The sequence below is a fragment of the Agromyces sp. MMS24-K17 genome (assembly GCF_043950245.1).
Lineage (GTDB): Bacteria > Actinomycetota > Actinomycetes > Actinomycetales > Microbacteriaceae > Agromyces.
Genome location: NZ_CP171640.1, coordinates 328,274 through 340,360 on the forward strand (window position 1 = coordinate 328,274; position 12,087 = coordinate 340,360).

Annotated in this window: 13 protein-coding genes, 1 tRNA gene and 1 pseudogene; 7 read left to right on the forward strand and 8 right to left on the reverse strand. The window is 72.8% G+C overall.

Annotated elements, in window-relative coordinates; genetic code table 11:
- Positions 1-16: 16 nt before the first annotated feature.
- Positions 17-337, reverse strand: a complete 321-nt coding sequence (locus tag ACGGZK_RS01365) for an ATP-dependent DNA ligase (protein WP_395244479.1) — start codon at positions 335-337, stop codon at positions 17-19.
- Positions 338-522: 185 nt separating this feature from the next.
- On the opposite strand from ACGGZK_RS01365, the gene ACGGZK_RS01370 reads away from it, so the two are divergent.
- On the forward strand, positions 523-1,266 hold the full coding sequence (locus ACGGZK_RS01370; RefSeq protein ID WP_395244480.1) for an EAL domain-containing protein: 744 nt from the start codon (positions 523-525) through the stop codon (positions 1,264-1,266).
- Between the two features lie 90 nt (positions 1,267-1,356).
- Here ACGGZK_RS01370 and ACGGZK_RS01375 read toward each other — a convergent pair whose 3' ends face one another.
- On the reverse strand, positions 1,357-1,620 hold the full coding sequence (locus ACGGZK_RS01375; RefSeq protein ID WP_395244481.1) for a hypothetical protein: 264 nt from the start codon (positions 1,618-1,620) through the stop codon (positions 1,357-1,359).
- Positions 1,621-1,652: 32 nt separating this feature from the next.
- Between ACGGZK_RS01375 and ACGGZK_RS01380 the strand changes: the two genes are divergently transcribed.
- Positions 1,653-1,946, forward strand: a complete 294-nt coding sequence (locus tag ACGGZK_RS01380; RefSeq protein ID WP_395244482.1) for a hypothetical protein — start codon at positions 1,653-1,655, stop codon at positions 1,944-1,946.
- Between the two features lie 60 nt (positions 1,947-2,006).
- On the opposite strand, the gene ACGGZK_RS01385 is transcribed toward ACGGZK_RS01380, so the two are convergent.
- From ACGGZK_RS01385 to ACGGZK_RS01400, 4 genes are all read right to left on the reverse strand, one after another.
- Positions 2,007-3,971, reverse strand: coding sequence for a diguanylate cyclase (locus ACGGZK_RS01385; protein WP_395244483.1), 1,965 nt, complete (start codon positions 3,969-3,971; stop codon positions 2,007-2,009).
- Between the two features lie 223 nt (positions 3,972-4,194).
- A tRNA-Tyr gene (locus tag ACGGZK_RS01390) sits at positions 4,195-4,279 on the reverse strand.
- 123 nt (positions 4,280-4,402) lie between these two features.
- Complete coding sequence (locus ACGGZK_RS01395; RefSeq protein ID WP_395244484.1) at positions 4,403-5,251, reverse strand: PH domain-containing protein; 849 nt, start codon at positions 5,249-5,251, stop codon at positions 4,403-4,405.
- Between the two features lie 10 nt (positions 5,252-5,261).
- On the reverse strand, positions 5,262-5,429 hold the full coding sequence (locus ACGGZK_RS01400) for a hypothetical protein (RefSeq protein ID WP_395244485.1): 168 nt from the start codon (positions 5,427-5,429) through the stop codon (positions 5,262-5,264).
- Between the two features lie 165 nt (positions 5,430-5,594).
- Here ACGGZK_RS01400 and ACGGZK_RS01405 point away from each other — a divergent pair, with 165 nt between their 5' ends.
- Both ACGGZK_RS01405 and ACGGZK_RS01410 read left to right on the forward strand, forming a co-directional pair.
- Entirely contained in the window at positions 5,595-6,614 is a 1,020-nt protein-coding gene (locus ACGGZK_RS01405) for a LacI family DNA-binding transcriptional regulator (RefSeq protein ID WP_395244486.1), read from the forward strand.
- Positions 6,615-6,628: 14 nt separating this feature from the next.
- Positions 6,629-7,480, forward strand: coding sequence for an MOSC domain-containing protein (locus ACGGZK_RS01410; protein ID WP_395244487.1), 852 nt, complete (start codon positions 6,629-6,631; stop codon positions 7,478-7,480).
- A 52-nt stretch (positions 7,481-7,532) separates the two neighbouring features.
- On the opposite strand, the gene ACGGZK_RS01415 is transcribed toward ACGGZK_RS01410, so the two are convergent.
- The gene (locus ACGGZK_RS01415) at positions 7,533-8,858 is read right to left on the reverse strand and encodes an FAD-binding protein (RefSeq protein WP_395244488.1); all 1,326 of its coding nucleotides are present in this window, start codon (positions 8,856-8,858) and stop codon (positions 7,533-7,535) included.
- Positions 8,859-8,928: 70 nt separating this feature from the next.
- Here ACGGZK_RS01415 and ACGGZK_RS01420 point away from each other — a divergent pair, with 70 nt between their 5' ends.
- The 3 genes from ACGGZK_RS01420 to ACGGZK_RS01430 all read left to right on the forward strand — a co-directional run bounded on the left by ACGGZK_RS01420 (position 8,929) and on the right by ACGGZK_RS01430 (position 11,098).
- Positions 8,929-9,780: a LysR family transcriptional regulator gene (locus ACGGZK_RS01420; RefSeq protein ID WP_395244489.1), complete on the forward strand. Its 852-nt coding sequence runs from the start codon at positions 8,929-8,931 to the stop codon at positions 9,778-9,780.
- A 93-nt stretch (positions 9,781-9,873) separates the two neighbouring features.
- Positions 9,874-10,362, forward strand: a complete 489-nt coding sequence (locus tag ACGGZK_RS01425) for a YajQ family cyclic di-GMP-binding protein (RefSeq protein ID WP_395244490.1) — start codon at positions 9,874-9,876, stop codon at positions 10,360-10,362.
- Between the two features lie 10 nt (positions 10,363-10,372).
- Positions 10,373-11,098, forward strand: coding sequence for an NUDIX domain-containing protein (locus ACGGZK_RS01430; RefSeq protein ID WP_395244491.1), 726 nt, complete (start codon positions 10,373-10,375; stop codon positions 11,096-11,098).
- Positions 11,099-11,510: 412 nt separating this feature from the next.
- Here ACGGZK_RS01430 and ACGGZK_RS01435 read toward each other — a convergent pair.
- Positions 11,511-12,062 (reverse strand): annotated as a pseudogene (locus ACGGZK_RS01435) (alpha/beta hydrolase); the annotation flags it as partial.
- Between the last annotated feature and the right edge of the window lie 25 nt (positions 12,063-12,087).

Below are 12,087 nucleotides of genomic sequence, written 5' to 3' on the forward strand. Positions count from 1 at the left end.
AGCCGGGTCGCCCGGCCTAGCCGCCCCGGCCCTCGGGCGCGGGCGGCTCGGACACGATCGTGAGGCCTCCGGCGGAGTTCGCGGACTTCGTCAGCGCGGCCACCCAGGCCGGGTTCAGGATCGGCGCCCGGCTGCCGAAGTACTCGAACGCGACCGGCACCGACGGCGACATCCACACCGAGGTGCGGCCGAAGCCACTGCCGTTCGAGGACTCGGTCCAGGTGAACGCGAACGTCTCGCCGCGACGGAGCTTCGCCCAGATGACGGCCTGGAGGTGCGCGAGCACCCGGTCGTCGAACGAGACGACGAGCTTGGAGTCGTACGTGAGTGTGCCCATCACCGGGCAGGATATCGCGGCGGTCCGACGAGCGCGCGGAGCGGTCGGGATGACTCGACGCACGCGTCGCCCGGATGGCCGGGCAGCATACACCCACCTCCTATGATTGGGCGAGGTTTGCGAGCCGGCCGGGGAGCGGCGAATCTTGAGGCGTGGAAGACGAGGGGACGATCACTCCCGCACGTGTGGCGGAAGAGCTGCGCCACGCCTTCGCGGCGGGCGAGCTGGTCGCGTTCTTCCAGCCGCAGGTCGACCTCGCGTCAGGGCGGATCGTCGCACTCGAGGCACTGTGCCGGTGGATGCATCCGCAGCGCGGGCTGCTCCTGCCGGACCGGTTCATCGCCGTGGCCGAGCGGTTCGGCCTGATGGCCGAGCTGGGGCGTGTGATGCTCGAGGAATCGGCGCGGCGGGCGGCGGGCTGGTACCGCCGGGGAGTGGCCATCGGCCTGGCCTTGAACGCCTCGCCGTCGGAACTGCATCCCGACTTCGCCGCGACGGTGCTCGCCCGCGTCGAGTCGCTCGGGCTGCCAGCGGGTGCGGTGACCGTCGAGATCACCGAGTCTCCGGCGCTGCAGGAGTCGTGCGACGAGATCGTCACGCTGCAGGCCCTCGTCGACGGCGGCGTCGGCGTCTCGATCGACGACTTCGGTGCCGGGCACACCACCCTTGAGGCGCTCGAACGGCTGCCGTTCACCGAGGTGAAGATCGACCGGTCGCTCGTGCACGACGACCGCCCGGAAGCGGCCCGTCTCGTGGCGGCCTGCGTGCAGGTCGCCCACCGGCGCTCGGCGCTCGTCGTCGCCGAGGGCGTCGAGACCGACGTGCACCTCGCCCGTGCCCGCGAGTGGGGGTGCGACCGGGCGCAGGGGTTCCTCTTCTCCGGCGCGGTGCCGCCGGACGAGGTCGACGCCCTCCTCGCACGGGCCTAGCTTCGCTCGGGCCCACCGACGCGGGGCCTACCGACGCGGGGGCCTGCGACGCGCGGGCCTGGCGATGCGCGGGTCCGGCAGTGCGCGGACCTAGAGCCCGAACTCGTCCTCGACCGCCGAGCCGCCCTTGTCGTCGCGCTCGGCGGGCTCGCCGCCGACGTCGATCTGCGACCACGTCACGGGCATGCCCGGGGAGAACAGGATGTCGATGCCGGGACCGCCGCGCAGCGGCGGGATGTTCACGTAGCCGCCGCCGTCCTTGATGGCCTCGAGGATCTGGCGCTTGAGGTCGGTCACCGGGTCGGGCAGGAAGTAGTCGCGTCCGTCGACGGTGAGGCGATGCACGAGGGTCACCTGTTCAGGCTACCCCGCGTAGGATCGGCCTGGTGGGACACCTGCACTACGGATCGCCGCCGGCCTCGTTCGCCCTGCCCGACCGCACCCTCGCGCACGTCGAGTTCGTGGTACTGGCGAAGCTGCGCCGCAAAGAGAACTTCGCGCTGTCGATCGAGGAGCCGTCCGGCGGCCGGCAGCAGATCTGGATCAACGGCGCCGCCACGCTCCGCTTCGAGTTCGAGCAGCACGTCTCGGACATCAACCGGGAATGGCTCGAGGAGTTGATCGACTCGGCGAACTCGGCCGCGGGCATGCGGATCACGCCGGAACCGTCGCGCGACTGATCCGAGCCACTCCGCCCGAGCCACTCCGCCCGAGCCACTCGGCCCGGGCCGCACGGCGGGTCAGCGAGAGATGCGATTCCGCCCCGACCGCTTCGCGCGGTACATGGCGGCGTCCGCAGCCTCGAGCAGCCCGGTCCGCGGCGTCCCCGGGCCTGCGACGACGACGCCGCACGACGCCGTGACCGACAGCGACAGCCGCTTCGCCGAGATCGGCACGGAGATCGCCGCGACCATGCGGTCGGCGATGGCCTCGACATCCTCGCCGGCGACCCCGTCGAGCAGCACCACGAACTCGTCCCCACCGAGCCGCACGACGACGTCCTGCTCGCGCGAGTGCGCGACGAGCCGGCGCGCGACCTCGAGGATGACCGCGTCGCCGACGTCGTGGCCGTACTCGTCGTTGATCGACTTGAACTCGTCGAGGTCGACGAAGAGCACCGCCTTGCCCTCGGGGCCGACGGGCCCACGGGTGGCGAGCCGTTCGACCAGGTAGCGGCGGTTGTGCAGGCCGGTGAGCGCGTCCCGCATCGCGAGTTCGGCGAGCCGGGCCTCGGCGCGGCGCTGGAGCGCCACCTCGAGCTCATGCCCCAGGTCGGCGGTCTCCTCGACCACCGTGCCCCACGGCTCCGACCGGCCGCGCACGGTGCGCTGCCAGGCGGAGAACGACGTGCGCGGAGAGCGTTCGTCGGGCCGGTTGGCCGCCCCCGGGTCACCGAGCCACGACACCTCGCGCCACACCTCGGCGCGGACGAACATGAGCGCGTCGCCGGGCGGGGCCCCGGGCTCCCGGGGCGCGTCCTCGTCGTGGTGGAGCGGGACGACCAGGAGGCCGGCGACGTCGCGGACGAGCTCCGCGAGGTCGGGCCGGTCGGTGGACAGGCTCTCGGACGCGAAGGATGCCCCGCCGAGGCGGTCGAGCACGCGGAGGAGGTCGCCGAGGGGCGGGAGCTCGCCGGCGACCCGCGTCACCCCGTTGATGCGGACGACGACGCCGTCGGCCGGCACGAGGTCGAGGACGGTCTCCGAGCCGCTGAGGAGTGCGGACTGGATGTCGTCGGACGCATAGAGCGGCGCGAGCAGCTCGGCGCGTCGCTGACGGACCTCGACCATGTGCCGGAGCCGCGCGATCTCCCGCATCGCGGCGAGCTGCATGCCGACCTGGCCGGCGAGCACCTCGAGCGCGCGTCGCAGGAGCACCGGGAGCCGCCGCTCGGAGCGGTGGGCGCAGGTGATCATGCCGACGAGCCGCCCGTCGTCGACGAGCGAGAGCGAGAACGTCGACGCCTGGCCCATGTTGCGCATGTACTGCAGGTGGTAGGGCGAGACGCTGCGCAGCTCCGCATCCGAGAGGTCGATGGTGCGCGGGTCGCCGGAGACGGCGAGCAGCGGGATGCCCGGTCGGGTGGTGCTGGCGATCGCACGGCCGAGCTTCGAGACGTAGAGCGCCCTGGCCTGCACCGGGATGTCCGACGCCGGGAAGTGCAGCCCGAGGTAGGGCTCCAGGTCGGCCGCGCGGTCGTCGGCGACCACCTCGCCGTGTCCGTCGTCGTGGAAGTGGTACATCATGACGCGGTCGAAGCCGGTGATGCGCCGGATCTCGGCGGCGACGCCCCGGCGGAGCTCGGCGACGTCGGCCACGGACGCGAGGCGGGCGATCGCTTCGACCACGGCGGTCCGGGCGTACTCGTTGCCCGGCAGCACGGGCTCGAGCTCGACGAGCACCAGGCCGTCGGTGCGGTGCACGATCGCGTCGGCCGGCTCGCCCTCCCAGGCCACGCGCACGGGGTCGACCGCCCGACCGGCCCGCGCCGCGTACTCCAGTTGCGGGTCGCCCACCTCGCTGATCGGTCGCCCCAGCCAGTGCCCCGCATTCTCGCTGGCGACGACCACGACGTGCGTGGCCGGGTCGACGCCGAGCAGGGTGCCGTGCGCTTGGATCATGCCTGGCGTCCGGATGGGCTCCTTCGCACATTCCGCGAGGCGCTGGAGTTCGTCCGGATCGATCGCGAGTTCTGCCGGGTCCACGGTCAACTCCGTCTGCCGGTCGGTCGGTGGGGGAACCGGCGCCCCAACGCTAATCGAACCCGTTCGGTGCGCCCCGGCGCCGGCAGCCTAGGACTCGGACTGTTCCGAATCCGTCGGGAAGTGGTCCGATTCCGCCGGCGTGCCGCGTTCCGCCCGGCGGACGGTCCGCATCGCGGGATGCCCCGGAACGACGGAAGCCCGGTCGCGGACGACCGGGCTTCGATGGTGGCGAGTGAGGGATTCGAACCCCCGAATGCTGAGCAGTCTGATTTACAGTCAGATCCCTTTGGCCGCTTGGGTAACTCGCCAATCGCACCCGACCGCGTTCCTCACACAACCGGGGGCCTGTCAAGGATACCCGGCGCCCGTCGCTCCGCGAAATCGGCGGAGATCCCGCCGGCGCGGGGCGCTTCGCGACGGTCGGCCGGGAGTCAGCGCGGCAGGTCGATCGGGGCCGTCGACGTGCGGTCGGGATCGAACGGCTCGATCGGCCGCGTCGGGTGCTGGTCGCCGCGGCGCAGGTCGTCGCGCCGTTCGTCCTCGCGGCGGCGGGCGTCGGCGAGCCGCTCCCAGGCGCCGTACACGCTGCGTTCATCGCCCTGGCTCGCGGCGGCCTCCCGGCGCGAGGCATCCGCCCGCTCCGTCGCCCAGCGCTCGGCCTCCAGCCGCTCCGCCTCGAGCCGCTCGACCTCGAGTCGTTCCGCCTCCAGCCGGTCGGCCTCCTGCCGCGCCGTCTCGGCGCGCGCGGCGTCGATGCGGCGGGCACTCACCGGCTGCGACACCGCGCCGCGGAGGCCGGACTGCTGGATGACCCGCTGGATCGTGAGTCCGCGGCCGTCAGGATCCCCGACGAACCGGATCTCGCGGAGCCCCTGCTCCTGCGCCGCCGACTCGAACACGAAGTGGCCGTACCCGAAGACGCGCCCGATGAGCGGCTTGTGCACCGAGATGTCGAGGATTCGCGCGAGCGGCATCGTCGCGATGCGCTGCGAGAGGATGCCGTGCACGCGGAACACGCGCATGTTCGTGATGACGAACCGGTCCATGTGCTGCTCGAGCATCCGCCACGACGCGTGCGCCGTGATCGCGAGGCCGATGGCGCCGGGAACCCACCACGCCTGCGGCGGCACGAAGAAGGCCAGCAGCAGCACGATGACCCCGCCGAACAGCTCGAGCGCCGCCGACACCGTGGCGGCCCAGTGCTTCCGCACCTCGTCGATGACCACCTCGCCCTGGTCGGCGATGAGGTGCCGGTCGATACCCGGGTCGAACAGGCCCATCAGCGGAGGGTCATCCGGCCGCGAGCGTGGTGAAGAACTCGGCGATCGCGACACCCGCTCCCCAGACGGCGCCGACGGCGCCCTGCACGGCGGCGGCCGCGTCCTGCGGGCGGGTGATGAGGTAGAAGGCGGCGAAGGCGATGACCGCGACGATGACGATGCGCTTGACGAGCTTCACGGCGTGGGGGTCCCTTCGAGACGAAACGGTCAGCCGCGATCCCCCCGAATGCAACTCCCCCGTTTCTACCGCACGCTCCGCGCGAGGCACAACGCCACGCGGGCGCGTCGCGGACCCGGTCGCCGATAGGATTCGCATGGCAGATCGGCTGGCGACAGGAGCTTTATGGCCGGCATCGAAGAGGTCGCGCGGCTCGCGGGGGTCTCCACCGCGACCGTGTCGCGCGCGCTGAGCGGGCGCGGGCACGTGTCGCCCGCGTCGAAGGCGAAGGTCGAGGATGCCGCGGCCCGGCTCGGCTACGTCGTGTCGTCGAGCGCGTCGAGCCTCGCGTCGGGTCGCACCCGCAACGTCGGGGTCGTCATCCCCTTCCTCAACCGCTGGTTCTTCTCCTCGGTGCTCGAGGGCGCGCAGCGCGCGCTCCTGCGCAAGGGGTACGACCTCACCCTCTACAACCTCTCGGGCGAGGGCGACGAGCGCGCGAAGGTGTTCGAGCACTTCCTGCTGCGCCAGCGCGTGGACGCGGTGATCGCCGTCTCGCTGGAGCTCACCGCTCACGAGGTGGAGCGCCTGCACGCGCTCGGCAAGCCCCTCGTCGGCGTCGGGGGCCCGATCCCGGGCGTGCGCACCCTCTCCATCGACGACGTGGGCGTGGCCCGCCTCGCCACCGAGCACCTCATCGGCCTCGGCCACCGGCGCATCGCGCACATCGGCGGCACGCATGAGTTCGACCTCGACTTCCACCTGCCCACGAACCGCCGGCTCGGGTACGAGCAGGCGCTCCGCGACGCGGGCATCGAGCCCGACCCGGCGCTGTTCGCCCCGGCCGACTTCACGATCCGCGGCGGGTACCACGCGGCGAAGCAGCTCCTCGGCGTCCCGCACCTGCGGCCGACGGCGATCTTCGCCGCCTCCGACGAGATGGCGATCGGCACCATCCTCGCCGCGCGCGACCTCGGCCTCGTCGTGCCCCGCGACGTGTCCGTCGCCGGCGTCGACGACCACGACCTGTCGGAGTTCTTCGGCCTCACCACGGTGTCGCAGTTCCCGCGCGGGCAGGGCGAGCAGGCGGTCGAGATCCTGATGGAGGAGCTCGAGCCCTCGTCGGATGCCACGCCGCCGGCGGCCGTGCCGCTGCCGTACGAGCTCCGCGTGCGATCGTCGACGTCGCGACCGGCCGACGGCTGAGCGGGCGGTCGGGCATGCGACTGACGCGCATCCGCATCCACCCGGTGAAGTCGTTCGCGGGAGCCGACCACGCCGCGGCGCGCGTTCGGCCGTGGGGCCTCGAGGGCGATCGGCGGTGGGGCGTCGTGGACCCCGACGGGAAGCCGGTCACCGCCCGCGAGGCGCACGGGCTGCTCGGCCTGACCGCCGAGCCGACCGCCGACGGGGTGCGGCTCTCCGCGCGCGACGGCGCCGACGACCTGTTCGTGCCGGAGCCGGCGGGCGCGGTCGCGGTGCCCGTCGGCCATTCCCGGCAGGGCTCGGCGCTGCCGGCCGGGCCGCTCGCCGACGCCTGGCTGACCGACCGCATCGGGCGACCGCTCCGCCTCGTGTGGCAACCCGACCCGGGCACCCGCACGGTCCGGACCGACCTCGGCGGCCTCCCGGGCGACCGGCTGAGCCTCGCCGACGCCGCGCCGCTGCTCCTCGCGAGCGAGGCCTCGCTCGCCCGGCTGGGCGAGCTGGCCCTGACGGACGCGCTCGAGCGCGGCGAGACGGACGCCCCCGCCCTCGTGATCGAACGGTTCCGTCCGAACCTCGTCATCGACGGCGACCCGTCGGAGCCGTTCGCCGAGGAAGCCTGGTCGAGCGTGCGGATCGGCGGCGTCCGGTTCCGGGTGATGGTCCCGTGCGACCGCTGCGTCATGACGACGATCGACCCGACGACGCTGGAGGGCGGCAAGGAGCCGATCCGCACCCTCGCCCGCCATCGGCGCCGCGACGGGAAGACGTGGTTCGGCATCTGGTTGGTCCCCGACCTCGCCGGCTCCGACACCGACGCCGTCGCGGTCGGCGACCCGGTCTCGGCGCACGGCCCGCGGGGCTGACTCGCCCGCTATTCGCGGTCGCGACGCACGGCACCGGGCGGCGGCCCTCCACCTAGGCGAGCCCGTGGTGGGTGCGGAACACGTGCTCGGGGTCGTACGCGAGCTTGATCGCCGCGAGCCGCGCGACGTCGTCGGGCAGGTATCCGCTCGCGAGCTCGGCCGCGCCGACGTCGGGGCCGGAGAGGAAGTTGACGCAGACGCCACCGGTCGCCCACGGGGCGATGTCGGTGAACAGCTCGTCGTACCGGGCGCGCAGCGCCGGCACGTCGGCGGGGTCGGCGGCGGCGCCGACGTACAGCACGAACTCGCCGTCACGACGGCCGAGCGCGCTCGGCTCGACTGCCGGCCGCGCGAGCGCACCCCCGAGGTGACGCAGTTCGAGGAGGTACGGCGCGTCCGCGTCGGGTCCGGCGTGGCGGAGGAGCGCGGCGATCGCACCGGCATCGAGGTCGCGCAGCATGCGGTTGCGCGCATGGAAGGCGACCGGATGCGTCGGCTCGGCGTGGATCGTTCCGATCGCGGAGTACGGCATCTCCGCCACCGTGTCGGTGACGGGGCCGAGCTCGCGGAACGGCGCGACGAGGCGTTCGCCGTCGGCGGTGGCGCCGGTGTAGGCGAACCGCACGTGCACGACGTATCGACCGCGGAGCGGCTCGGGCAGCACCGGCAGGTCGGGCATGCGGATGAGGAGGACCGACGAGCCCATCTCCTCGGGGACGGAACGCGTCCACTCCGCCCACCGGGCGAGCGCCTCCTCGGCGCGATCGGCGGAGAAGTGCAGGCCGCCGCCGTAGAGGCGGCTGATCGGGTGCAGGTCGAGCTCGATCGCGGTGACCACGCCCAGGGTTCCCTTGCCTCCGCCGCGAAGGGCCCAGAAGAGGTCGGGCTCGGTGGCGGGGGTGACGTGCCGGAGGACGCCGTCCGCGGTGACCACGTCGATCGCGCGCACGTGGTCGACCGCCCAGCCCAGGCTGCGACCGAGCAGTCCGAGGCCGCCGCCGAGGTGGTACGAGACGACCCCGACCTCCGGCGAGGAGCCGGACAGCGGCGCGAGCCCGTAGGCCGCCGCGGCCCGGACGAGGTCGCCGCCTCGGACCCCGGCCTCGACGCGGGCCCGGCGGCGGGCCGGATCGATCGTGATGCCCCGCATCCGCGAGGTGGTGATGAGCAGCTGGCCGTCGGCGGATCGGGATGGGCCATGGCCGGTCGCGAGGACGGCCACGCCGAGTCCGAGGCGCCGGGCTTCGCGGACGGCGGCGACGACGTCGTCCGCGCGCTCCGCGACGGCGATGACCGCGGGTCGGTGCTCGACCGCCAGGTTGTAGCCGAGGCGCTCGGTGTCGTACTCGGGATCCATCTCGGTGAGGTAATGAGTCATGCATCCATGGTCGGCCCGGATATCAGGCCGAACAAGGACGGATGATGCAGCGATCGTTAACATGGGCATCATGGAACGACGTGAGATCGAGATCTTCCTGACCCTCGCGGAGGAACTCCACTTCGGGCGGACCGCCGACCGCCTCCTCATCTCGTCCTCCCGGGTCAGCCAGACGATCACCGCGCTCGAGCGCCGGTTCGGTGTCACGCTGTTCGACCGCACGAGCCGGCGTGTCGAGCTCTCGCCGGTCGGGGCGGCGCTCTACGCCGACGTGCGCGCCGGCCACGACCGCATCGAACGGGGGATCACCGCGGCGATCGCGGCCGGTCGCGGCGTCGTCGGAACCCTGACCGTGGGCCTCGAGGCGCCGGCGGTGGCGGAGCTCGCCGCGCCCGTGTTCGCCCGCTTCCGGGCGAGCAACCCGGGCATCGAGCTCGTGTTCCGCGAGACGGGGTTCACCGACCCGCTCGACCTGCTGCGCACCGGCGAGGTCGACGTCGCCGTCACGAACGCGCCGGTCGACGAGGACGGCTTCCAGGAGGGCCCCGCGATCTACTCCGAGCCCATGGTGCTGGCGGTCGGGCGCGAGCACCGCCTCGCCGACCGTGAGACCGTCGCCGTCGCCGACCTCGCAGACGAGGTCGTCTTCCGGGCGGGACGTAGGGCGGCACCCTACCGAGCCGACCCCGACCGGACGGCTTCGACCTTCCTGGAGTTGCTCACCGTGATCGCCGCCGGCGATGGCGTGGTTCCGCTCGCGGCGCACGCCGGCGACTACTTCGCGCGACCGAGCCTCGCCATGGTGCCGTTCGAGGAGGGCTCGCCGCCGGTGCGCTGGGTGCTCTGCTGGCGACGCGGCCACGCGACCGCGCGGGTGGCTGCACTCGTGGCGGCCGCCGGCGCCGGCCCGTCGGCGGCCTGACGCGGCCGACGGGGCATCCGCTCGCCCGCGGCATCCGCACGGGGCATCCGCTCGCCCGGGGCATCCGGACCGTGCCTCGCTAGACTGGCCCGCATGGCAGATTCGACGTTCGACATCGTGAGCAAGGTCGACAAGATGGAGGCCGACAACGCGGTCAACCAGGCCCGCAAGGAGATCGACCAGCGGTACGACTTCAAGGGCGTGGGCGCGTCGGTCGAGTGGAGCGGCGAGAAGATCCTGCTCAAGGCCCAGACCGAGGAGCGCGTCAAGGCGGTGCTCGAGGTCGTCGAGTCGAAGTTCATCAAGCGCGGCATCACGCTGCGCTCCCTCGACGAGGGCGAGCCGTACGCCTCGGGCAAGGAGTTCCGCCTCGAGATCTCGCTGAAGAACGGCATCGACAGCGAGAACGCGAAGAAGATCTCGAAGATCATCCGCGACGAGGCGCCGAAGTCGGTCAAGAGCCAGATCCAGGGCGACGAGCTGCGCGTCTCGTCGAAGAGCCGCGACGACCTGCAGGCGACGATGGCGCTGCTCAAGGGCAAGGACCTCGACGTCGCGCTCCAGTTCACGAACTTCCGCTGACCCCGGGGTCGTGAGCGAGCGGATGCCTCCGGCCGACGCCGTGCCCGGCGTCGACGTGCCCGACCGCCGCGGGCGCACCGGCCTCGACCGGGTCGGGCGCGACCTCGACCGCAACCCGCGGGTGCGCGTGCGCGACGTGCGCGTGCTCACCGCGAACTGGTACGTGACCCGGGCGACCACGTTCGACTTCCAGCACGCCGACGGCCACTGGTCGACGGAGGAGCGGGAGACGTACGACCGCGGCGACGGCGCGACCATCCTGCTCTACGACCGCGACGCGCGCACCGTGCTGCTCACGCGGCAGTTCCGGTTCCCGGCCTACGTGAACGAGCATCCCGACGGCCTGCTCATCGAGACCGCTGCGGGCCTGCTCGACGCCGACGACCCCGAGACCGCCATCCGCCGCGAGGCCGAGGAGGAGACGGGGCATCCGGTCGGCGAGGTCGAGCACGTCTTCGACGTCTACATGAGCCCCGGCTCGGTGACCGAGCGCGTGCACTTCTTCGCGGCGCCCTACGCGGGCGGCTCGATCGCCTCGGGTGCGCGGGCCGGCCTCGCGCACGAGGGCGAGGACATCGAGGTGCTCGAACTCGATTTCGACGACGCCCTCGACCGCATCGGCACCGACATCGTCGACGCGAAGACGATCATGCTGCTGCAGTGGGCCGCACTGCGAGGGCCGTTCGCGGCAGCGCCGATCACGCTCCCGGACGGTAGCCGCGAAGCCACCGCGTGATCGCCGCGTAGGCGGCCGCGCGAGCGGGCTCCCGCGAGAGGAACACGTCGTGCAGGGCGCCGTCGATGCGCGCCACCGTCACCGCCGGCCCGAGCCGCAGCGTGCGCTCGGCGATCTCGTCGACCACGAGCACGATGTCGCTCGCGAGCATCGCCGGGTCCCACTTCGCGAGCAGCGTCGACCGCACCGACAGCAGCGTGAGCACGGGCGCGCCCACGTCGATGCGCGCCGCGACCGTCGCATGCCCCGCGAGGATCGCCGTCAGCCAGGCCGGATGCGTCGTGAACCCGCGGTCGGGCCGCCACGCGTGGTCGTACTCCCACTCCCCGTCCAGCTCCTTCGCGACCGAGCGCGTGTAGAAGCCGAGGTCGACGTTCGGCATCGGGCCCATGGGATTCATCCGCGCACCCCAGCCCACCACCGGCGCGAGCGCCTCGCGCCCGACGCGGCTCAGCTGGAACTCGAGCCACGGACTGTTCAGGACGAGCGCCGACGCCCGGCCCGGATGCCTCGCCGCCCACAGGCTGAGCAGCAGCCCGCCCGTCGAGTGGCCGACGAGGATCAGGCGCCGGCGCGGGACATCCGCCTCGCCGTGCCCGATCGCGGCGAGCGCCGCCTCGATGTCGGCGTCGTAGTCGGCCAGGTCCGTGATGTAGCCGGGGGTCTGGCCCGGCCGGAGGCTCCGCCCGTACTTGCGCAGGTCGAGCGCGTGGAAGCGCGCGCCGCGCGCCGCCCAGTACCGCGCCAGCTCGGGGTTGAAGAAGTAGTCGCTCCAGCCGTGCACGTACAGCACGTCGCAGCCGGATGCCTCGCCCCGCGTGAACGCCTCCGCGAACCGGCCTCCGGGCGGGGTGAAGCGCACGACCGTGGCGACGACCTCGCCCTCGTCGTCCGTGCCGAGCGGCAGCGTGCGCTGCGCGAACCCGGCGCCGAGCGGGTCGGGCCGCCAGTCGTGCTCGGTCACGTCGCCTCCCCCGCCAGGCTGTGCT